The organism is Formosa sp. F44 (assembly GCF_056238645.1).
Genome location: NZ_JBWDLJ010000002.1, coordinates 279,474 through 302,050 on the forward strand (window position 1 = coordinate 279,474; position 22,577 = coordinate 302,050).

At 34.3% G+C, this 22,577-nt stretch carries 23 protein-coding genes; 7 read left to right on the forward strand and 16 right to left on the reverse strand.

Annotated elements, in window-relative coordinates:
* Nucleotides 1–29: 29 nt before the first annotated feature.
* The 13 genes from AC0UBM_RS06185 to hemA are packed head-to-tail and all read right to left on the reverse strand — an operon-like array spanning nt 30 to nt 12,415.
* Nucleotides 30–503, reverse strand: coding sequence for a methylated-DNA--[protein]-cysteine S-methyltransferase (locus tag AC0UBM_RS06185; RefSeq protein WP_475688069.1), 474 nt, complete (start codon nt 501–503; stop codon nt 30–32).
* Nucleotides 503–1,588: a CNNM domain-containing protein gene (locus tag AC0UBM_RS06190; protein ID WP_414035790.1), complete on the reverse strand. Its 1,086-nt coding sequence runs from the start codon at nt 1,586–1,588 to the stop codon at nt 503–505. The genes AC0UBM_RS06185 and AC0UBM_RS06190 overlap by 1 nt, the downstream gene beginning before the upstream one ends.
* A gap of 26 nt (nt 1,589–1,614) precedes the next feature.
* Entirely contained in the window at nt 1,615–2,604 is a 990-nt protein-coding gene (gene hemB / locus AC0UBM_RS06195; protein ID WP_475688070.1) for a porphobilinogen synthase, read from the reverse strand.
* Nucleotides 2,605–2,606: 2 nt separating this feature from the next.
* Nucleotides 2,607–3,611: a DUF4421 domain-containing protein gene (locus AC0UBM_RS06200; RefSeq protein ID WP_038532671.1), complete on the reverse strand. Its 1,005-nt coding sequence runs from the start codon at nt 3,609–3,611 to the stop codon at nt 2,607–2,609.
* Nucleotides 3,612–3,654: 43 nt separating this feature from the next.
* Nucleotides 3,655–4,698: a DUF4421 domain-containing protein gene (locus AC0UBM_RS06205; RefSeq protein WP_475688071.1), complete on the reverse strand. Its 1,044-nt coding sequence runs from the start codon at nt 4,696–4,698 to the stop codon at nt 3,655–3,657.
* Nucleotides 4,689–5,591, reverse strand: coding sequence for an oxygen-dependent coproporphyrinogen oxidase (gene hemF, locus AC0UBM_RS06210; RefSeq protein ID WP_475688511.1), 903 nt, complete (start codon nt 5,589–5,591; stop codon nt 4,689–4,691). Before hemF ends, AC0UBM_RS06205 begins: the two co-directional genes overlap by 10 nt.
* On the reverse strand, nt 5,581–6,111 hold the full coding sequence (locus AC0UBM_RS06215) for a GNAT family N-acetyltransferase (RefSeq protein ID WP_475688072.1): 531 nt from the start codon (nt 6,109–6,111) through the stop codon (nt 5,581–5,583). Before AC0UBM_RS06215 ends, hemF begins: the two co-directional genes overlap by 11 nt.
* A 3-nt stretch (nt 6,112–6,114) precedes the next feature.
* Nucleotides 6,115–7,137: a uroporphyrinogen decarboxylase gene (hemE, locus tag AC0UBM_RS06220; RefSeq protein WP_038532663.1), complete on the reverse strand. Its 1,023-nt coding sequence runs from the start codon at nt 7,135–7,137 to the stop codon at nt 6,115–6,117.
* On the reverse strand, nt 7,134–7,790 hold the full coding sequence (locus AC0UBM_RS06225; protein ID WP_434037305.1) for a uroporphyrinogen-III synthase: 657 nt from the start codon (nt 7,788–7,790) through the stop codon (nt 7,134–7,136). Before AC0UBM_RS06225 ends, hemE begins: the two co-directional genes overlap by 4 nt.
* A 2-nt stretch (nt 7,791–7,792) precedes the next feature.
* A complete protein-coding gene (locus AC0UBM_RS06230; RefSeq protein ID WP_414035784.1) occupies nt 7,793–8,479 on the reverse strand; it encodes a potassium channel family protein in 687 nt (228 codons plus the stop codon).
* A gap of 11 nt (nt 8,480–8,490) precedes the next feature.
* The gene (locus tag AC0UBM_RS06235) at nt 8,491–10,233 is read right to left on the reverse strand and encodes a TrkH family potassium uptake protein (protein ID WP_414035783.1); all 1,743 of its coding nucleotides are present in this window, start codon (nt 10,231–10,233) and stop codon (nt 8,491–8,493) included.
* Between the two features lie 15 nt (nt 10,234–10,248).
* A complete protein-coding gene (hemC, locus tag AC0UBM_RS06240) occupies nt 10,249–11,163 on the reverse strand; it encodes a hydroxymethylbilane synthase (RefSeq protein WP_475688073.1) in 915 nt (304 codons plus the stop codon).
* On the reverse strand, nt 11,156–12,415 hold the full coding sequence (gene hemA, locus AC0UBM_RS06245; protein ID WP_414035781.1) for a glutamyl-tRNA reductase: 1,260 nt from the start codon (nt 12,413–12,415) through the stop codon (nt 11,156–11,158). The genes hemC and hemA overlap by 8 nt, the downstream gene beginning before the upstream one ends.
* A gap of 208 nt (nt 12,416–12,623) precedes the next feature.
* Between hemA and AC0UBM_RS06250 the strand changes: the two genes are divergently transcribed.
* The 7 genes from AC0UBM_RS06250 to AC0UBM_RS06280 all read left to right on the forward strand — a co-directional run bounded on the left by AC0UBM_RS06250 (nt 12,624) and on the right by AC0UBM_RS06280 (nt 19,191).
* Complete coding sequence (locus tag AC0UBM_RS06250; protein WP_414035780.1) at nt 12,624–13,505, forward strand: helix-turn-helix transcriptional regulator; 882 nt, start codon at nt 12,624–12,626, stop codon at nt 13,503–13,505.
* A gap of 184 nt (nt 13,506–13,689) precedes the next feature.
* Nucleotides 13,690–13,848: a hypothetical protein gene (locus tag AC0UBM_RS06255; RefSeq protein ID WP_414035779.1), complete on the forward strand. Its 159-nt coding sequence runs from the start codon at nt 13,690–13,692 to the stop codon at nt 13,846–13,848.
* A 113-nt stretch (nt 13,849–13,961) separates the two neighbouring features.
* Nucleotides 13,962–14,993 (forward strand): ferrochelatase, encoded by a 1,032-nt coding sequence (gene hemH, locus AC0UBM_RS06260; RefSeq protein ID WP_475688074.1) that lies wholly within the window; start codon nt 13,962–13,964, stop codon nt 14,991–14,993.
* Between the two features lie 2 nt (nt 14,994–14,995).
* A complete protein-coding gene (locus AC0UBM_RS06265) occupies nt 14,996–16,354 on the forward strand; it encodes an MATE family efflux transporter (RefSeq protein ID WP_475688075.1) in 1,359 nt (452 codons plus the stop codon).
* Between the two features lie 9 nt (nt 16,355–16,363).
* Nucleotides 16,364–16,912, forward strand: a complete 549-nt coding sequence (locus AC0UBM_RS06270; RefSeq protein ID WP_475688076.1) for a CopD family protein — start codon at nt 16,364–16,366, stop codon at nt 16,910–16,912.
* Between the two features lie 44 nt (nt 16,913–16,956).
* The gene (locus AC0UBM_RS06275; RefSeq protein ID WP_414035775.1) at nt 16,957–18,408 is read left to right on the forward strand and encodes a sensor histidine kinase; all 1,452 of its coding nucleotides are present in this window, start codon (nt 16,957–16,959) and stop codon (nt 18,406–18,408) included.
* A gap of 3 nt (nt 18,409–18,411) precedes the next feature.
* Complete coding sequence (locus AC0UBM_RS06280) at nt 18,412–19,191, forward strand: enoyl-CoA hydratase/isomerase family protein (RefSeq protein WP_434037309.1); 780 nt, start codon at nt 18,412–18,414, stop codon at nt 19,189–19,191.
* A gap of 58 nt (nt 19,192–19,249) precedes the next feature.
* On the opposite strand, the gene AC0UBM_RS06285 is transcribed toward AC0UBM_RS06280, so the two are convergent.
* The 3 genes from AC0UBM_RS06285 to AC0UBM_RS06295 all read right to left on the reverse strand — a co-directional run bounded on the left by AC0UBM_RS06285 (nt 19,250) and on the right by AC0UBM_RS06295 (nt 22,565).
* Complete coding sequence (locus tag AC0UBM_RS06285) at nt 19,250–19,849, reverse strand: hypothetical protein (RefSeq protein ID WP_475688077.1); 600 nt, start codon at nt 19,847–19,849, stop codon at nt 19,250–19,252.
* A gap of 535 nt (nt 19,850–20,384) precedes the next feature.
* Nucleotides 20,385–20,990, reverse strand: coding sequence for a hypothetical protein (locus AC0UBM_RS06290; protein WP_475688078.1), 606 nt, complete (start codon nt 20,988–20,990; stop codon nt 20,385–20,387).
* A gap of 288 nt (nt 20,991–21,278) precedes the next feature.
* Entirely contained in the window at nt 21,279–22,565 is a 1,287-nt protein-coding gene (locus AC0UBM_RS06295; protein ID WP_475688079.1) for an amidohydrolase family protein, read from the reverse strand.
* Nucleotides 22,566–22,577: the final 12 nt, after the last annotated feature.

Here is a 22,577-nt window from a genome sequence, read left to right on the forward strand (position 1 = left end):
GAAAATTTAAGTGGAATAAAGATAATAATTTAAAATAAGGTTTGTTGCGTAACCGGACTTTCATGATTTAACAGCCACTGCTTACGATGCAAACCACCAGCATATCCCGTTAAACTTCCGTCGGTACCAATTACACGGTGGCAGGGCACAACAATCCAAAGCGGATTTTTCCCATTGGCATTGGCGACAGCACGAATGGCTTTTACATCGCCCAGTTGTTTAGAAAGTTCTAGGTAGGAGAGTGTTTTTCCGTATGGAATTTTAGTTAACGCTTGCCACACTTTTTTCTGAAAATCTGTGCCTTTTGGATTTTGCTTAAAGCTGAAGGTTGTGCGATTACCCTGAAAATAGTCTTGCAATTGTTGTACACAATTTAATAAAGAATTTGGAATGTGATCAGAAGGTGTTTCTTCAGAATTTAAAACGTTTATGGAAACAATGCCGTCGGCATCTCCTTTAATTTGTGTGAACCCCAAAGGCGAGTTTACTACACAAGAATCCATTAGTTTTCTTCTGGTGTATCATTAATTAAGCCCAAACGTTTGGCGCGTACTTCCCAGCTTTTTCTAGCTAAGGCTTGCAGATTGGCTACGTGGTCACTTTCATCCATAATTTCAAGTCCTAGAAGCGTTTCTATAACATCTTCCATCGTAACAATTCCGCTTACCGAACCATATTCATCGACTACTAAAGCCATATGGTTTTTGCTTTCTACAAGTTGTTCAAAAAGGGTAGGAATTGGAATGTTTCTTTCAATTATAATGATGTTTCGTTTTAAATCTTTTAATGTTTTACTCCCATTACCAAGCGCCATTTCTTTAAAAATTTCGTCTTTTAAAACTAGGCCTGTAATGTTGTCTGGCGTATCTGTGTAAACTGGAATTCTAGAGAAACGAATGTTCGAATTTTCTTTGAAAAAATCCTGAACCGTAGTCGTGTCGTTTGCTGTTTTAATTACCGTTCGAGGCGTCATGACATCTTTTGCAAGAATGTCTTTAAACGTTAGTAAGTTCTTTAAAATCTTGCTTTCAGATTCTTGAAATACACCATCTTCGGTAGCCATATCGGCCATGGCGTGAAAATCTTCACGACTTAAAACACTACCGTGACCTTTACCGCCAATAAGTTTTGTGGTAAGTTGAAGCACCCATAAAATACCAGTATATTTTAAAGGAAAGATTAAAACAGTAAGTGCTTTAGATGTAAAATTAGCCAATTCTTGCCAGTATTTAGCACCAATAGTTTTAGGAATAATTTCTGAAACCACTAAAATTAAAAATGTCATGATTGCAGAAACTATACCTACTGTATTCACGCCGAAAAGCTCGAATTTATAAGGCAAGCTTTCGGCCTGAATACCAACCATCATAGCACCTAAAGTATGTGCTATGGTATTAAGAGTTAAGATGGCGATTAATGGTTTGTCGACATCTTTTTTAAGATTTTCTAAAGTTGTGGCGTACTCTTTTCCTTCATTCTTTTTAACGTTTATAAACGTAGGAGTTACACTCAAAAATACAGCTTCGAGGATTGAACATAAAAATGAAAAAAAGATTGAAACTGTTGCCCATAATAAAAGTGCGCCCATATAGATTTATTTGATTTTTAGCTAAGTTACGAAATCAATTTCACAACATCCTTAGCAAAGTAACTTGCAATAATATCTCCTCCCGCTCTTTTAATGGCGGTTACTTGTTCCATCATAACGGCATCGTGGTCTAACCACCCGCGTTCCGAAGCGGCTTTTAGCATGGCATATTCTCCAGAAACTTGGTATACAGCTACAGGTACATTGACTTCATTCTTAATTTCGCGTACAATATCTAAGTAACATAATCCTGGTTTTACCATAACGATGTCGGCACCTTCTTCAATATCAATTAAAGTTTCACGAACAGCTTCTAATCTGTTACCAAAATCCATTTGATATGTTTTTTTGTCTTTTGGCACATCAACTAAATCCACTGGAGCCGAATCGAGAGCATCACGAAACGGACCATAGAATGCAGAAGCATATTTTGCGGTATAGGCCATAATTCCGGTATTTGTAAAACCTTCTTGTTCTAGCAACTGACGAATTTTTAAAGTTCTTCCGTCGTTCATATCACTAGGCGCAATAAAATCTGAACCCGCTACGGCATGACTTAAGGCCATTTCTGCTAGAATATCCGAAGATTCGTCGTTAAGTATAACACCATTTTCTACAATACCATCGTGACCATAAGACGAATACGGATCTAAAGCCACATCAGTCATAACCAACATACCAGGACATACATTTTTAACTGTTTTAATAGCACGTTGCATCAATCCGTTTGGGTTTATAGCTTCGGTACCTTTATTGTCTTTTAAATTATCGTCTACTTTAACAAAAAGTAAAACCGATTTTAAACCTAAATCCCATAATTCTTTAACTTCTTTTTCTAGCAAATCTAAGCTTAACCTGAAGTAGTTTGGCATAGACGGAATCTCGTCTTTTACACCTTTACCTTCTACCACAAAAAGTGGTACTAGAAAATCGTTTGGTGAAATAATAGTTTCGCGAACTAATGAACGAATAGCTTCGTTTGTTCTTAAACGTCTGTTTCTTTTAAGTGGATACATAATTATGTTTTTATGTTTAATTTGTCGTTTATATCTTCTGCAGTTTCTATAACTTTCTGAGGTGCTTTAAAGCGGTAGCCTACAAAAAATTGGAAAAAAGGAATACTATCAGCAATATAATACGAGCGTTTTGTACTGTGATTTAAAATTAAGTAATTGTAATGAGCACCGATAAAAAAATCTTTTAAATCGTAGGTTATTGTGCCTTTAAAATTGAATTCGGTTAGTAAAGTGGTTATGTTTTCGGTATCGGAGGCTGTGTAATTTAAGCCTAATCCAAATGAAGCTCCTGCCGAAATAAATAAATTTTCGTTCGGGACGAAGTTGTAATTGTAGGATGGCGAAAACGATAAGTCGAAGGAGTCGAATTGTTTGTCGATAGTAATATATTGAAATTCACCTTCGGTATTTAAATTGAATGTAGTATAGTATAATGAAACACTAGGAATAAAACTTCCTGCACTTTTTAATTGTTTTTCGTTTTGAGAAGCTAATGCTCTGTACGAGAAGTTTTTGTTGAAAATATAAGATGTTGCACCTCCAAACTTTAAAGAGGTTGTTTGTGGTAAATACAATTTGTTTCCCGGAATTTTTACATAGAAACCTTTTTCGCTATATAATTTAAAGGTCTGCATCCAATGTGCTTTATGGTAACCTCTTAAATTAAGATTATATAATCTTGAGCCACTATTATTTTTGTTGGCACTTAAAAAATCGGGAGCAAAAGAATACGAAATAGTAAGTTTTCTAAAGGAAACACTTCCTCCAATTCTGGATTGTTTATTAGCATTTAAATCTAAATTTAAATGGGAATCTCTATCGTTTATACTAATAGAATTAGAGGTGTTTATATAGTATATTTTAGCGTGAACCTGATTCTTGTAATAGCGAATATAGGCATTGTAATTGTCGAATAAGGTGTCGTTCTCCGTTTGCTGGTCTTGTGCAAAAAGCGTGTATGATGCTATAAAAAATAACAGCGTAATATGTATGTTTTTTAGAATCATTTAAAAGAATTGAACACCTTAATTTTAAGGTTGAAAGTACGATTTAGTCTTTCGATTTCGGAATTATTTTGTCGTTAATATCATTTGCAGTATGCACTATTTTTCTAGGTGCTTTAAAGCGGTAACCTATATAAGCTTGGAAAAAAGGAATGTTATCTTTAACGTAAGATGATCGGTCCGAATTATGATTTAATATAAGATAATTGTAATTGGCACCCAAGTATAAATTATCGATATCGTAGGTTATAGCACCTCTAAAATCAATTTCGGTAAGTAAAGATGTCAAGCTTTCGTGTTCTACGTCATCTTTAGATTCTGAATAATTTAGACCTATTCCGGCAGACACTCCTAACGATAAAAATAAATTTTTAGTCGGTACAAAATTATAATAGTAAGCGGGAGCTAAAGCAATATCAAATGTAGTTAAATCGCTATGCAGATTAAATTCTGGGTCTGTGTCTTCTGCAACTAAGTCCATTTTCGAGTAATAATACACTATGCCAGGAATAAAACTACCAGCACTTTTTAGTTGTTTTTCGTCTTGTGTTGCAATGGCTCGAAACGAGAAATTTTCATTAAAAATATAAGAAGTAGAACCGCCAACTTTAAACGATTTTGTTTTTGGAAGATAGATACTAGCATCTTTGTTTTCTATATAAAATCCTTTTTGATTGTAGAAATCTAAGGTTTGCATCCAATGTTTACCAAAGTATGTCCTGAAGTTTAAATTGAATAATTTAGAATCTTCGTTGTCTTTATTTTCGGCTAGGAAATTGGGAGCAAAAGCATACGAAATTGCAATAGACCGAAATGCCACCGATGCGCCTATACGATTTTGTTTGTTTGGCACTAAGTTGACATAAAAATTCGAATTTCGGTCTTGAACCATTAACGAATTCGAAGTGTCTACATAGTATAACTTAGCGGTAATTCTGTTTTTATAAATTTGAATATAATCTGAAGTTTCTTCGTAAATAATGACTTGAAGCGAATCGTTTTCTATGGTAGTATTACGGACTTGTGCCAAGACAGACAGACCACACATAACGGCGATTACACTAGTTAGTATTATTTTTTTTAAAGCCATGATTTTGGATGTTTTAAAACCTCTACGAGTTTGTCTTCGGCACTGTCTGCTTCAGGTTCGTGATTGTAAACCCATTGCACATGTGGCGGTAAACTCATTAGAATACTTTCTATACGGCCATTTGTTTTAAGTCCGAATAATGTGCCCTTATCGTGTACTAAATTGAATTCTACATAACGCCCACGACGGATTTCTTGCCAGTTGCGTTGTGCTTCAGTAAATGGTAAATCTTTTCGCTTTTCGGCAATAGGCACGTAGCTTTCAAGGAAACTATTGGCCACTTCGGTGGTGAAATCGTACCAATTTTCCATAGACATAGTGTCGGTGGCTTTACAATAATCGTAAAATAAACCGCCTATACCTCGGGCTTCATGTCTGTGTGCATTCCAAAAATATTTATCACACTTTTCTTTATAAGTGTTGTAAAAATCGGCATCATGTTTATCGCAAGCTGTTTTACAAACGGTATGGAAGTGAGTGGCATCCTCTTCAAAAAGATAGTAAGGCGTTAAATCTTGTCCGCCACCAAACCATTGGTCTACAATATTACCTTCTTTATCATACATTTCAAAATAACGCCAATTGGCATGCACAGTTGGCACCATTGGGTTTTTAGGATGTAGTACGAGACTTAATCCGCAGGCAAAGAAATTGGCATCTTTAACACTAAAATAGTTTTGCATACTTTCAGGAAGTTCGCCGTGAACTCCAGAAATATTTACACCACCTTTTTCGAAAACCGCTCCGTTTTCAATGACGCGTGTACGACCACCTCCACCTTCTGGGCGTTTCCAAATATCTTCTTGAAATTTAGCGGTTCCATCTACAGTTTCTAAAGCCGATGTAATGGTATCTTGTAATTCTAATATGTATTGATAAAATTTATCTTTCACACTGTAATTCATATAATTCCATGTCTTGAGTTGGTGCGTTTGGCGGCGCGTATTCGTTTTTTAAAGTTTTTGTCCAAACAAACCCTGCGTTTATAGCAACTTTTATACTTGCAGCATTTGTTTTATGCGAGATAATTTGAAGGGTTTTTAAGTGTAAATCCGTAAATGCATAATGAGAAAATTTAGCAATTGCCGAAGACATTATGCCTTTATTTTCCTTGTGTTCGTCTATACAATATGCAAATTCACCTATGCCATTTTTCCAATCGATATCTTTTAGGATGATAAGCGCAAAGATGGCGTTTGTTGTAACGTCTTTAAGAGTAAACGTGTATTCGTATTTATGCTCTCTTTTTTGTTGTTGCGCGATAATGTATTCTTTAGACGCTTCAACCTTTAAATTTTTTGCGAGGGTATAAGGTAAATAGGGTACAAATCGCTTTACATTAGCCATCATAAATTTATGAAGATGTGGCGCATCAGATACTTCTAGATTAGCAATGTAAAACGATTTATCCATGTTCTATTTGTACTCTTTTACGGCATCTATAAAGGCTTTGGCATTGTCTAACGGAATGTTAGGTAAAATACCATGACCTAGATTTACAATGTATTTGTCTTTACCAAATTCGTTAATCATTTGGTGTACCATTTTCTTAATTTCTGAAGGAGGCGATAACAATCTTGACGGATCGAAGTTTCCTTGAAGTGTAATGTTTCCTCCTGTTAAGTAACGTGCGTTTTGGGCAGAACATGTCCAGTCTATTCCCAATGCTGCGGCATTACTTTTAGCCATGTCTCCAAGTGCAAACCAACACCCTTTACCAAATGCAATTACTGGTGCATCGTCTTTTAAAGCTTCAATAATTTGGTCGATATATTGCCAAGAAAACTCTTTATAATCTGTTGGCGATAACATACCTCCCCAAGAATCGAAAATTTGTACAGCATCTACTCCTGCCACTACTTTAGCTTTTAAATACGCAATAGTTGTATCTGTAATTTTTTGAAGTAATTGATGTGCAGCTATCGGATTTGTAAAACAAAATTCCTTGGCTTTATCGAAATTTTTACTGCCTTGTCCTTGCACGACGTAACATAAAATAGTCCATGGAGAACCCGCAAAACCTATTAATGGAATGTCGTTATTTAATAATTCTTTAGTCGCTTTAATGGCTTGCATAACGTAGTCTAGCTCGATATTTACATCGGGAACAATTACGTTATCTACACCTCTTTGGTCGCGAACAGGATTTGGTAAATACGGACCAAAATTAGGTTTCATTTCTACCTCGATATTCATCGCTTGCGGAATCACTAAAATGTCACTGAATAAAATAGCAGCATCCATACCATATCTACGGATAGGTTGAACTGTAATTTCACTCGCCAATTCAGGTGTGCGACAACGCGTAAAGAAATCGTATTTTTCGCGGATAGCAATAAATTCTGGAAGGTAACGTCCAGCTTGACGCATCATCCAAACGGGAGGACGTTCTACAGTTTCTCCTTTTAAAGCTCTTAAGTATAAATCGTTTTTAATCATGATTTTTTTGAGTATTTAACTACACTTTGTAGTAAGTTTTCTATAGTAGGACTCGAAGGTATTACTATGTTTTTAGTATGTTCTTGTAATGCAGAAGCCGTTGTAGTTCCTATGCAGAAAGCCACTTGATTTGTTATGCTGTTTTCCGATAGGTAACTTGCAACGCCACTAGGACTATAAAATAAAATCGCATCAAACTCACCTTCAATTTTTTGAGGCGTAGGTGTTGTTTTATACACGATAATTTCTTTTAGGTCAATATTATTTTTTTGCAAAGCATCTGGTAACGCGTCTTGTCTTAGGTTTCCGCAGAAAAAAGTAAACATGTCGTTTTTATGATATTTTACAATATAATTTGCTAAATCTACGGCATATAACTTCATTTTAGAAACGTTCTGGCCGTGTTCTTCAAGAAACGCCATTGTTTTTTCGCCAACGCAAAAGCAGTTTCTTATAACCACTTTATTATCGATAACGGCTTTAGCTGCATTCTGACTTGTAATAATTGCGTTCTCCACAATCATCTCAGAATCAAAATCGACGTAATCAATAGTGATGGCGTTATATTCTGTAACGGGAATGTTAGCCTTAGTAAGTAACGCCTTATAATCTTTATGAAGCGTTTTGGTTGATAATATTGATTTAATTGGCATTGTTAATGTTTGTGGCAAATTTTAGAAATATCGTCATCCAAACCAAATACGACCAAAATATCATTTTCTTGAATTATGGTATCAGCACCTGGTATTCCGATAACTTCTTTAATTACAGTTTTGTTTCCGATAATATTTACTTTTTCTTTTTTTCTAAGAATAGTGACTATGTTTAGCTTGTGTTTAGATCTAATTGCTAAATCTGAAATAGACTTTCCGACAAACTCGATAGGTGTTTTTATTTCTGAAATTGAATATTTTTCATCGATTTTAAAACTATCAACTATATTTTTAAGATTAATTTTATTGGTTAATTTAAGAGCGGCTTCTTGTTCTGGATGCACTATAGATGTTATACCCATAGCTTGTAACACTGTGTCGTGAATGGGCGATAGCGAACGACTAATAACTTTTGCAGTTGTTAGTTTTTTTAAGATAGCAGTGGTAATAATTGCAGCACCTTCGTTTTCTCCAATAGCAACAACAGCAATATCGGTTTGTTTAATAGGAAGCGCCTGATAAGCTAGTTCGTTGGTAGAGTCTAAACAAATACTGTGGGCAATTTTATCTTTTACAATATTAACTTTGTCCATGTTTTTGTCAATTCCAACCACCTCATTGCCTGTTTCTGTCAGGCTAAGAGCTAGAGACATTCCAAAATTTCCGAGACCAAAAATGATGATTTTCATTTAATTATATCTTAGTTGATTAAAATATTTTCTTGTGGATATTGATAAAATTTTTGTTCTACCTGCCCTAACATTCCAAAGAGCAAGTTTAACAGTCCTATTCGTCCTACAAACATAACCGCAATAAGTACATATTTGCTAGGTTCGCTTAAAGTAGGTGTTAGATTTATACTTAAACCTGAAGTACTATAAGCAGAAAAACACTCGAAGGCAATGGCTAATAAATCCTTTTCTGGCTCAAAAAACAAGAGTAAAAGTATGGCTGTTCCTATAGTTATTAACGAGATGGAAATAATAGAGAAAGCACGGTTTACGGTGTTACTAGAGATTTCCCTGGTGTTAATTTCTATACGTTTCTTTCCTCTTGCTGTAGCGAATATATTTAAAGTTGCAATTGCAAATGTACTGGTTTTTATTCCTCCACCGGTAGATCCTGGAGAGGCTCCAATCCACATTAAGAATATAACGACTAATAGCGATGGCGTTGCAACATGGGCGTAATCTACCGTGTTAAAACCTGCAGTTCTAGGTGTCACCGAAGAGAACATCGCTGTGGTAATTTTTCCAAAAGTAGAATCGTGGTCTTGCAAACTATAATTCGCTTCGGCAAAATAGAAAAATATAAATCCTACGGCTAATAATATGCTAGTGGTTACCAGTGTAATTTTAGAGTTTAATGTAATTACTCGAACGGTTGTAGATACTTTGTTTTTGGTTCTGAATAGGTTTAAAAAGCTTCGTTTTAAATACGAAAACGAATTAAATATAAAGCTATAACCTATACCTCCAATAATTATAAGTAACATAAGAACCCATTGTAACGAATAATCGTAACGCAACGTAGGCTCGTAAAAACTTGCCGATGAGGTCGAGAATCCCGCATTACAAAAAGCAGAGATTGAATGAAAAATAGAGAAAAACACTTTATTTTCTATCGTGCTTATGGTATCAATAGACATATAGATAAATACAGCTCCTAACAGTTCTATTCCTAAAGTGAAACCTACAATTTGAGCGGCGATTTTAAATACATCTTGTAAATTTTCTGTAGAGGTATAATCTTTCATATACATACTTTCTCTAAACGAAGAGTTTTCCTTAAAGAAATAAGCGAAAAACGAGGTGAATGTTAGTATCCCTAAACCTCCAATTTGAATTAAAATAATGATTACAGTTTGGCCTAATTGGGTGAAGTCTTTACCTGTATCGAGAACAGCTAGTCCTGTAACACAAATCGCACTTGTAGAAGTAAATAAAGCATCGACAAATGAAATGCCATTAACGGTAACGTTAGGAAGCATGAGTAATAAGGAACCGATAAGGACTAAAATAAAAAAACTCCCAACGAATAATATAGCGGGGTTAAAATAGATTTTATAAATGTATTTTATAAAAAATGTTAGTCGCATTAAGAGGTAAAAGAACAACCCTAGTTCAAAGATAATTTTGGGTCTCATAAGTTGTTCTACAGGTGGTAAATGACTGTTTAAATAGTATACTGTAAACGCAGCAATAAGTGTGGTGACTAATATTGCAATGTTAAATCTTATGGTTTTTCTAATGGGATCACTTTTTGGATACCGAAAAAGTTTAATAAAATTAAAGGTAATTATTAGCGAGGTAATGGTCGAGTAAATAGGAATTCTAAATGGTTTGTACTCTTCGTTTACACTGAATCCGAAATCGAAAATTAAAAAAAATAAAATGAGAATATCTGTAAAACGATATAGATTTTGCAACGTTTTAATTTTCATTATTTTTTGAGTTTTTTACGAATTCATTTCCTTTTTAATTGAATCCATCAATTCTTTTCCTCCATTTTCAATGATTTCTAAAGCACATCGTTTTCCGAATCCTTTATAATTGGAAAGCATCTCGGTTTTGGTTACACTTAGTTTTTTACTTCCATCTAAAGCGAGTAAAATACCTGTAAAAGCAATAGTATCATTAGTAATCGTTGCAATACCACCAATTGGTGCCGTACAGCCAGCTTCTAATATACGTAAAAATTCACGTTCTACGTGTGTACAAATATCTGTAGGTGTGTCATTTAATTTAGAAACAGCCTCTGTAATGTCTTTATCTTTTTCTAAAGTAACTACAACCATAGCACCTTGAGCAGGAGCTGGAACCATCCAGTCTAGTTCGGTGTAGTGTTCTGGAAGTACATTTATACGCTCTAAACCGGCTTTAGCAAACACAGCGGCATTCCATGAATTATCTTCTAATTTTTGAAGCCGGGTAATCACGTTTCCTCTTAAATCTTCAACTTTATGATTTGGGTATCTGTTAAGCCATTGCGCTTTTCGTCTCAAACTTCCCGTTGCAATAGTACCTTCGGCATTTAAAAAATCTAAACCTTTGTGCACTAAAATATCGTTTACATTGGCGCGTTCTAAAACAGCTGTTTGTATAATGCCTTTTGGTAATAAGGTGGGAACATCTTTCATGGAATGTACAGCAATATCTACCGTGCCGTTTAACATGGCAACATCTAAGGTTTTAGTAAAGATACCTGTAATTCCTAATTCGTATAATGGTTTATCTAAAATAAGATCGCCAGTAGATTTTACAGCAACAATTTCTGTTTTATACCCAAGATCTTCAAGACGTTTTTGGACAGTGTTTGCTTGCCAAAGAGCCAATTTACTGTCTCTTGTGCCAATGCGAATAGTTTTATGCATTTGATGATGTTTCTAATTGAAACACTTTTTTTATAAGTTCAAGACTTTCGTTTGTTGAAAAGTCCTCGTCCTTTAAGTGATGCGCGAAATGATTTGTTATTTTCTGAATAATATTATTGCTTATCAATTCAGCTTGTGCTTCGTTAAAATCAGATATTTTTTTACGTTGCACATCTAATTCAGCCAACTTAAAATCTAATAATTTATTCTTTAAAGCTTTTATTGTTGGTGCAAATTTTCGTGTTTCTAACCAGCTGTTAAATTCTTTTTTAACATCCTCAATAATAATTTCGGCAACAGGAATGTGTGTTTTTCTCTTTTCTAAAGTTTCGTCGGTAATCTGCGATAAATGATCTAAGTGTATAAGTGTTACACCTTCCAATTCGCTTACATTTTCATGTACATTCTTTGGTATCGATAAATCTAAAATTAATAACGGCTTTTTAGTTTGTATTAAGTGTTTGTCTACGGTAGGATTTTGTGCTCCCGTTGCAACCACTAACACATCAGAATTATTTATTTCTTCTTGTAAATTAGAATAATCTTTAACCAAAAGATTAAATTTTCCTGCAATACGTTCTGCTTTGTCTTTTGTTCTGTTAATTAAAGTGATTTGCTCGTTTTTAGTATGTTTAACTAAATTTTCGCAAGTATTTCTACCAATTTTACCAGTTCCGAATAGTAAAATGTTTTTGTTAGAAATTTCAGAAACATTATTTAAAATGTACTGCACAGATGCAAAAGACACAGAAGTTGCTCCCGAAGAAATTTCAGTTTCGTTTTTAATACGCTTACTTGCTTGAGTAACCATAGTAATTAAACGCTCTAAGAAAGTATTTAATAAACCTAACTTTTTAGATAAGCTAGCACTTTTCTTTAACTGACTAATAATTTCGAAATCTCCAAGAATCTGACTGTCTAATCCAGAGCCTACACGAAACATATGAGAGATTGCTTCGCTACTTTTGTAAACGTATGCTACATCTTGAAACTCTTCTACCGTCCCTTTTGTATTATCGCATAATAATTTAATAAGTTGGTATGGATGTTCTGCAAAACCATAAATCTCGGTTCTGTTACAAGTAGAAGTTACAATTAAGCTTTCTATACCATTCGCTTTAGCTTGGTTTAGAAGATTTAATTTTGCTGTATCATCAAGACTAAAATGTCCTCTAATCTCAGCGTCTGCCTTTTTGTAACTTAATCCAATGGCATAAAAGTAAGTGCCTCTAGATCCGTGATTTTGATTCATTTATTATATTCGTTGGAAATTCAGGACAAATGTATAGAGCGTAATTGTAAAAAAGTAACGCTGAAAGAACTTTTAGTGTCGTTTCGGGTTTTTTGGTTCAAAATACCATTCAAAACTAATAAATGTTATACTTTTGTAGGGGTTACAACGTTATTGTAGCTATTAGTTTAGAGTCAATCTAAATAAAACAGAATAAATTTTGAAAGAAATGGAAGAGAAAAATATCGCTGTAGGAACTTTAAAGGAAACAATTATTGATCAAGGTTTTTCTGTGTTAACTTATCAAAATGAGGGGCTTGAGGTTCAAGTTGTAGAGAAAGCTATAGATAGTAGTATCATTCAATTTCATTTTTGTTTAAAAGGCGCATCTGCTTTTAAATTTAATAAGGGCAGTTATACTTTAAATATATGCGAAGAAAATTCATTACTTCTTTATAATCCGCAACAAGATTTACCTATTCATTTAGAAGTAAACCCAAACTCTTGGTTGGTTACTGTTTTAATTTCGATTAAGGAATTTCATGGGTTGTTTTCTCAGGAAGCAGATTATATTACTTTTTTAAGTAGCGATAATAAAGACAAGAAATATTATAAAGACGGAAAAATATCGCCGTCTATGGCCATTGTACTTACGCAAATGATGCATTACAATTTAAATGAATCTATTAAAAACCTTTATTTTAAAGGTAAGGCTTACGAGTTGCTAAGCTTGTACTTTAATAGGAGTGAAGATACAAATGTAGAACAATGCCCTTTTTTAGTAGACGAAACGAATGTGATTAAAATTAGAAAAGCGAAAGATATTATCGTTTCTAGAATGGCCGAGCCACCAAGTCTACAAGAACTAGCAGATGAAATTGGTTTAACATTAAAAAAATTAAAAGAAGGTTTTAAGCAGATTTATGGCGATTCAGTCTTTAGTTTTTTATTCGACTACAAAATGGAAGAAGCTAGGAAGTTGCTAGAAACCGGTGGTTTAAATGTTAATGAAGTGGGGTTAAAAGTGGGGTATAGCACTTCAAGTCATTTTATTGCAGCGTTTAAAAAGAAGTATGGTACAACGCCTAAAAAATACTTACAGTCTATTTAATTCTTAAACATATTATGTTCTAGTTTTACGTTAATAGATCGTAAAATATCTAGATTACTTATATTATCTTTTATTTAAAATGGAGCACATTTCTAAATGTCTTCTTATTACGATTATAACGTGCTCTTAACGTTTACTTAAAAAGTTTCTATTTATCTTTATAATATGTTTAAAATCAGATGTTATGAAATATTTATCTCCAGAAATTGAAGCATGGTCTAAAGATTCAAATACTAAATCGTTAGTAAGGCCAGGGGTGTCATGTGGCATTTTTCAAGAATATAATGTAAAGACGTCAAGTCCTACTCATAATCAGCCACCTAAAACTAAGCAGAAGAAATAAGTAATATTTTTTAATTTACTGCAGAAGTCATTATCGATTTGATTGAATAGTAAATAAGATAATACTATGATTAGAATATAGTATGATCTTAATTTCTATTGTACTTTTGTAATATGAAGAAAGGTGTTTTACTTGTTAATCTAGGGTCTCCGGATAGCCCTAGTCCAGAAGATGTAAAAAAATATTTAGGAGAATTTCTAATGGACGAGCGTGTCATAGATATTCCTCAATTAGCTAGGTTGGCTCTTGTTAAAGGTATTATCTTAAAAACAAGACCTAAAGCTTCGGCAGCCGCTTATAAAAAAATATGGTGGGACGAAGGGTCTCCGTTAATTGTTATCTCGGAACGATTAGCAGCGAAAGTGCAACAGGAAGTTAAATATCCTGTAGCCTTAGCGATGCGTTATGGATCGATGACTATTAAAAAAGGCCTTCAAGAATTGGTAGAACAAGGTGTAGATGAGGTATTCTTAATTCCTTTATATCCGCAGTTTGCAATGGCTACTACCGAAACCATTTTAGTTTTGGCTGAAGAATTACGTCAAAAATATTTTCCAAACATAAAAATAGATCATTTACCGGCATTTTATAATAAGCCAGATTATATATCGGTGCTTAGTGCATCTGTAAAACGCCATTTAGAAGGGAAAACTTACGATTATGTACTGTTCTCCTATCACGGTGTTCCAGAACGTCACATTAAAAAAAGTGATGTCACAAAATCGCATTGTAAAATAGATGGTTCTTGTTGCGTAACGCCTTCAAAAGCTCACGAATTTTGCTACAAACACCAGTGTTTAGAAGTAACACGCTTGGTTGCAGAACAACTTGGATTGGAAGAAGGTGCATTTTCGACTTCGTTTCAATCTCGATTAGGTTTCGATCCATGGTTACAGCCTTACACCGATAGAACTATTGAAAGATTAGGTTTAGAAGGCACCAAAAACATGGCGATAATTACGCCTGCTTTTGTAAGTGATTGTTTAGAAACTTTAGAGGAGATAGCTATGGAAGGTCAGGAGCTTTTTCATGAAGTTGGTGGAAAAGAATTCACTACAGTACCTTGCTTAAACGACGACGCTGAGTGGTCTGCATTGTTAGGAACATGGATCAACAATTGGGCAGATAATTCAGTCAAAGCATAACAATGAAAGAAAAGGTTTCTGTCGATTTAGGAATAAAACCCATTAGTCAGCTTTTAATTAAGCAGTCTGTGCCCGCATCTATAGGGATTTTGGTTATGTCTCTAAATGTTCTTGTAGATACCATTTTTGTAGGAAACTGGATTGGATCTATAGCGATTGCAGCGATAAATATAGTATTGCCTGTTTCCTTTTTTATTGCAGCCTTAGGAATGTCTATTGGTATTGGGGGGTCTTCTATTATTTCACGAGCTTTAGGAGCAGGGAATAAGGAAAAAGCGCTGGCTACTTTTGGTAATCAAATATCATTAACTCTCCTTTTAATTACCGCCTTTGTTTCTCTAGGCTTATTTTTTAACGATGAAATTATTTTAGCTTTCGGAGGAAAAGGTGATATTTTTGCTCCGGCAAAAACATATTATAATATTGTAATGTATGGGGTGCCGTTTCTAGGATTCTCGATGATGGGTAACAACGTTATGCGATCAGAAGGAAATCCGAAATTCGCCATGTATTCCATGATGATTCCGTCAGTGGGGAATCTTGTTTTCGATTATTTATTAATCCATACTTTCGATATGGGTATGGCTGGAGCGGCTTGGGCGACTACGGGATCTAATCTTGTGGGTTTTCTTTTTGTGCTTTGGTATTTTTTGTCTGATAATTCTTCATTAAAAATAGATTGGTCTTATTTAATATTAAAATGGGAAACCATCAAAGAAATAGGTTCATTAGGGTTTGTAACACTTGCGCGTCAGGCCGTCGTTAGTGTCACTTATTTATTTATGAATAATATATTATTTCGTCTAGGAGGCGAGGTCTCGGTAACAGCTTATGCGATTGTAGGTCGTATGCTTATGTTCGCTTTATTTCCTGTATTTGGAGTAACGCAAGGTTTTCTTCCTATTGCAGGATATAATTATGGGGCAAAGCAGTACGATAGAGTGCGAGAATCTATCAATATCGCTATTAAATATGCGGCAGTTTTAGCAACTATTGTTTTTATCTTACTCATGACGTTTCCAGAAACAATTACTAAAATGTTTACCCAAGATGCCGAAGTCTTAAAAGAAACACCAGCTGCTATGCGTTGGGTTTTCGCGGCGACGCCTATTATTGCTTTGCAGTTAATTGGAGCAGCATATTTCCAGGCTATTGGGAAGGCCAGGCCTGCATTATTGTTAACGCTTACTCGTCAGGGGTTTTTCTTTATTCCTTTAATTTTAATTCTACCTGAATTTTATGGCGAGTTGGGCGTATGGATGTCGTTTCCGATTTCCGATGTCTTGGCTACTGTAGTAACCGGGTATTTTTTAAACCGAGAAATAAAAACAGATCTAATTAATAAGAGTACAACCGCTTAATCCGTAATTATGGAATACTACAATTATATAAAATCGCTTCATCTTATTTTTGTCATCACTTGGTTTGCAGGGCTTTTTTATATTCCTAGGTTATTTGTATATCAAATAGAGTCTTTTCATAAACCTTCTCCTGATAAAGAAATTTTAGGCGAACAATTAAAATTAATGACTAAGCGCTTGTGGTTTATTATTACATGGCCTTCAGCAATTTTAGCGTCCGTTTTCGCTATTTGGTTACTTATTCTCATGCCCGCTTGGTTACAAGAGCCCTGGATGCATGTAAAATTAGGATTTGTTGTTTTACTGATTATTTATCATTTAAAAACCCATCAATATTTTAAGCAATTACAAGTCGACGATGTCCGTAAAACCTCTAGTTATATGAGACTTTGGAACGAAGGGGCCACTTTTATCCTTTTTGCGGTAGTATTTCTAGTTATATTAAAAAGTAGTTTTGATTGGATTTTTGGTATCGTTGGAATATTTGTACTCGGCGTGTTAATCATGCTTGGATTTAAGGTTTATAAACGTATACGAGCCAAAAACCCCAATGCATAAACAATGGCTTGATTATTGTTACCTTTAGGGCACGATAATTACTCATGAAATTAAAAAAAATCTCTTTACGACTACGTATTTTTGTCGCCATGCTTTTTGTGGTGGTATTGGCTTCTATTTTAATAGTTGGCGTTGCTATTTATCAGTATGGAGAAGAGGCTATCGATTACCATCAGCAGCGCTTAGAACGTAAGCAGAAAAACATTAAATCTCACCTTAGTTTTGTTATTAAACAGACATCTTACGAGGTTAAAACGGAGAAAATCCCTTATATCTTTAAGAAGAAAATTTATGAAATAGCCAATATTCATAATTTACAAATTAATCTATACGATTTAGACGGTTCCATATTAACATCTTCTAGAGCTGGATTTTCACAAGATTCTTTGCAGGAATGTATTAGCGCCGATATTCTTAATACATTATCCAATACTGCAGAACATACTTTTGTAGAGACTAAAAATGAAAATCATAAAGTTTATCAGTCGTCGTATACTTATCTTACCGACCAGAAATTTAAGCCTTTAGCGATTATAAATTTGCCCTACCTGGAAGACGACGATTTTTTAGCTAGAGAATTAGACGAGTTTTTAGAGCGTATTAGTTATGCGTATCTGTTTATGCTTGTTTTGGCTTCGGCAATTGCATTCTTTTTAGCTAATTATATCACGAAATCTATTAAAACAATAAGTGATAAAATTAATACAACAACTTTAGAGAAACGCAATGCGCGTATTGAAGTTGAAGATGCTAGCGAAGAGATTTCAACCTTGGTACAATCGTATAATAGTATGATCGATCAGTTGGAAGAAAGTGCACAACGGTTGGCTAAAAGTGAGCGTGAAGAGGCTTGGCGAGAAATGGCGAAGCAAGTGGCTCACGAAATTAAAAATCCGTTAACTCCGATGCGATTAACGGTTCAAAATTTTCAGAGAAAGTTTAGTCCAGACGATCCTAATATTAAGCATAAAGTAGAAGAGTATTCCGAGACTTTAATTCAGCAAATAGATACCATGAGTTCTATAGCTTCCGCATTTTCTAATTTTGCAAATATGCCTGCCCAGCAAAACGAAACGGTTAATGTGGTAAATACGGTGCGTTTGTCTTTAGATATTTTTAATAAAGATTATATCGTGTTCTTGGCGGAAAGGGAAGAGATTATTACCACTTTCGATAAGACCCAATTGATTAGGGTGGTCACGAATTTGGTTAAAAATGCAATCCAGGCAATTCCAGAAGATCGTGTTCCTAAAATTGTGGTTCATGTGTCTTTACATGGTGGCGAAATAAAAATCACGGTTTCAGATAACGGAGTTGGTATCGCAGAAGGCAATGAAACCAAGGTATTCGAGCCTAAATTTACGACCAAAACTAGTGGTACAGGTTTAGGTTTGGCAATGGTAAAAAATATAGTTGAATCTTATAATGGTAACATTACTTTTATGACGCAACTTAATAAAGGGACCACATTTATTGTTACCTTTCCTAAAACTTAGATTATGATTTTTAATATTTTATCAGAATTTCAGGATGGTATTACTACAATCACCATTAATAGGCCAACAAAACTTAATGCGTTAAATCGCGATACCATAAACGAATTACATCGTGCTTTTAAAGCAGCCGATAAGGACAAAGAAACGCGTGTTATTATTGTTACGGGAAGTGGTGAAAAGGCTTTTGTTGCAGGTGCGGATATTAGTGAGTTTTCTAATTTTGACGAAAGCAAAGGAGCTAAATTAGCCGCAAAAGGACATGAATTGTTGTTCGATTTTGTAGAAAATTTATCTACTCCAGTTATCGCTGCGGTAAATGGATTCGCATTAGGAGGAGGTTTGGAGTTAGCAATGGCTTGTCATTTTAGAGTCGCTAGTGAAAATGCTAAAATGGGATTGCCAGAGGTGTCGTTAGGTGTTATTCCAGGTTACGGAGGTACGCAACGTTTACCACAACTTGTAGGGAAGGGTAGAGCTATGGAAATGATCATGACAGCAGGTATGATTACCGCAGAGCAAGCTTTAAATTATGGATTGGTAAATCACGTTGTACCGCAAAGCGAATTGTTAACTTTTTGCGGAGGTATCGCGAATAGAATTAAGAAGAATTCACCAAAGGCTATAGGTGAAGCTATAAAATCTGTAAATGCTGGCTTTAAATCTGGTGTAAACGGATATAAAAAAGAAATTAAAGGTTTCGGTAAATGTTTTGGAACCGAAGATTTTACTGAAGGTACTACGGCATTCTTAGAAAAGCGAAAAGCAGAGTTCACCGGAAATTAAACATAAAAAAAGAGTGGACTAATTTAAGTCCACTCTAGTTATTTTACTACCTCTACAACTATATACTAAAGTATTCGATATACTGTCTGCCGTTTGCACTTATAACGACCTTGTATTTTCCAAGATGAGAAATAGGTAGTCTGTAAATACGTTCTGTTTTAATGCTGTTCTCAATGTTTTCAGAGTACATTAAATTGTATTCAGATTTGTTTCTATCATCATGATAAATTTCTATTTCTAAAGTTTCTTTCTCCAAATCTAATTTAGAAACATATACTTTATTGTCTTTAACACTGACTACGGGTTTAAAAATAATTTTCTCCCCACTTTTGTCAAAATTCACTTTGTTATTAGCTACTTTAAAAGGTATGATCTTGATTTGGTAGTCTTTTTCGTGTTCAAAAAAATAATTTCCATCGGGTATGGCACTTAAATCATATCTGCTACTAAAAAGACCTTCTTCTTCAATCATCTTTCTGTAAAGCGTTATCCCATTAATATCTTTAATAGATAAGAGCTGTCCTGCTTTTACATTATTAAGTGTTAACGTGATTTCCATGCTGTTTATTTCCAGAGGGGAAATAGTACCGGCGAAACTTGTTGCGATGCTAGTAATCATAACTAACATGCAAATACTGTGTGTGATTACTTTTTTCATAATTCAAATTTATTATCGATTAACATGTTCAAATATAGGTAGTTATCGGAGTGTAGAAAACATCTATATTGGCTACTTTGTGTGCGATTTTAACCGTTAAATTTGAGTTATTTAATTGTAAGGTTAATATACTATATGTTTTAGTTAATTAAAGATATATTGCGGTGCCTCCTGTTGTTCTAATGTTTGCTAACTTAACTTCTAATTGCGTTTTGTGGGAAGTTGATATGCCTCTTAATGGAGGCTCTTTACTTATTCTTAGATTCTGTGATCTGTAGAAGCGTTTAAATTTTATTAAAGATAAAAGTAGACGCATAAGATGTTAAAATAACATAGAAATTTATGAGTCTTCTGTTATTAAGCTAATAATTATTTTGTTCGAAAATCATAATGCCTCGTTAGTCTTAATCTTTTTGAAGAATAAAAATAGCTAACACATACTACTTCTTTGAAGTAACGATATATTTAAAATTAGGACAAAAAAAAGAGTGGACTTATAAAGTCCACTCCAAAATTATTTAAAATTTTAATCTTTTTAGATGCTAAAGTATTCTACGTATTTTCTTCCGTTTGCACTAATCACCATTTTGTAATTTCCTGATTGTTTTGCAGAAAGTTTAAAAGCACATTGAATATTTGTAGTGTTTGTTATTGTTTCTTTATGAACATTTTTGTAGTTCTGATTGTTATCTACATCATAATAAATTGCAACATCTACATCTTCTTTATCCAGTTCTAATTTAGATAAATAAACGTAATCGTTTACTAAACGTACAACAGGCTTATAGATCACTTTTTCGTTTGAAGCATCGAAAGTGACATCTCCAAAATTCACTTTAAATGGTATAACCTTAATTTGGTTAGATTTATCGTGTTCGAAAAAATATGTTCCGTTTGGTAAATTCGAGAAGTCAAATGTATGGTTGCTGCTTCCAGATTTCTTTAAAGTCTTTGAGTAAAGAGTGAAACCATCTAAATCTGTAATAGATAAATTCTGCCCTACTTTTACATCTTCTAATGTTAACGTTATCTCATTCTTTCCCTTATCATCAAAATTAGATGACATACTGCTCGTAAAATTTGATGCTAAACTAGTTAGTGTTACTAGTAGGCAGATACTAAGTGTCATTGCTTTTTTCATAATTCAATTTTTTTATCGATTAACATATTTCAAATGTATAGCCTTATGGGCCAGTTAAAAACATCTAAATTGGCTGCTTTGTGTGCTATTTTATCAGTTTACTAACTAACAATAGTATAGACGGTTAATATGGTATATGTTTGGGGTAATTCTGCGTATATGAGGGATTTACGCTTATGCTTGATTGACATTTGTATGCGTTTAATATCGTTTTTTTGGGGCATAAAAAAGGGTGGAAAATATGTCCACCCTAATCATTCAGTTTATTTAAAAACGTATGTCTTGTCTTTATTCAGATTCGTATTTTCCCATGTATCTTTTCCATAATTCTGTTTGGTGAGATTCTAGCGAAATATCACGCCCATCAATAAATGCTTTTGTAAGAACATTGGTTCTCATATCTAAAGCATCGCCTTCCGAAATAAATAAAGTAGCACTTTTTCCTGTTTCTAAGGTGCCGTAAGTATCGGCTATGCCTAAAATTTTTGCATTATTCCCCGTAATTAAAGATAAGGCGATTTCTTTATCTAAACCTTGTCCTGCAACTTGACCCGCATAGAATGGTAAGTTTCTTGTTTGGAAATTCTCTAAATCGGAGTTTTGTAATCCAACTAATAAACCAGCGTCAGATAATAATTTAGGTAGTTTATACGGTAGGTCGTAATCTTCATCTTCAAACTGTGGTCTGCTATGTGTGGCCTGTACTAGTACTGGAATTTCATTTTGTTTTAAGAAGTCGGTTACCTTGTAAGCCTCATAACCACCAACCAATACAATGTTTTTTATGTTTTCATGCTTAGCAAGTGTAATAGCATCTATTATTTCTTTTTCTCCATTGGCATACACATAAAGATTCTGAGAGCCTTTAAATAGCCCTTGCATGGCCTTAAAAGGAGCATGTTCCTCCTTAGAAACAGCTTCTCCGTACGCTTTTGAATTCTGAATAAAAGATTTAATTTTCGCTATCTCTTCCTGATAGTTGTCATTTGGTTTAAAAGCGCTAGCCGAACGATTATATCTAAAACTATTTGGCCAATGTAAATGGATACCATCGTCTACTTTTACAGCGGCGTCTTCCCAGTTCCACGCATCTAGCTGAACAATAGATGAGGTTCCTGATATCTCACCACCTTGAGGTGTTATCTGAGCCAGTAATACCCCATTCGGACGCATACTCTCTACAACTTTAGACTCGGCATTATACGCGATTAAACTACGTACGTGCGGGATAAATTCTCCTATTTCATCTTCGTCTTTACTTGCTCTTACTGCATTAATTTCTGTTAAACCTAAAGCTTTGGCAGGGGCAATAAAACCTGGATAAACATGTTTTCCGGTTCCGTCAATCTTTTTTCCTTTTCTGGCAATCTTCACCTTAGCATCGCCAACGAAAGTTAAAACGCCACCTTCGAACATGATTAACGAATTCTCGATTATTTTTCCATTCCCTAAGTGTGCTGTTGCACCTTCTATAACTATAGCTTCCTTTTGTACAGAGGCTGGTGTTTGCTGTGCCCAAGAAAAAGATCCACAAAGTAAACCTACAAGCACTAGTATTTTATTATATATATTCATGATCGTTTTATT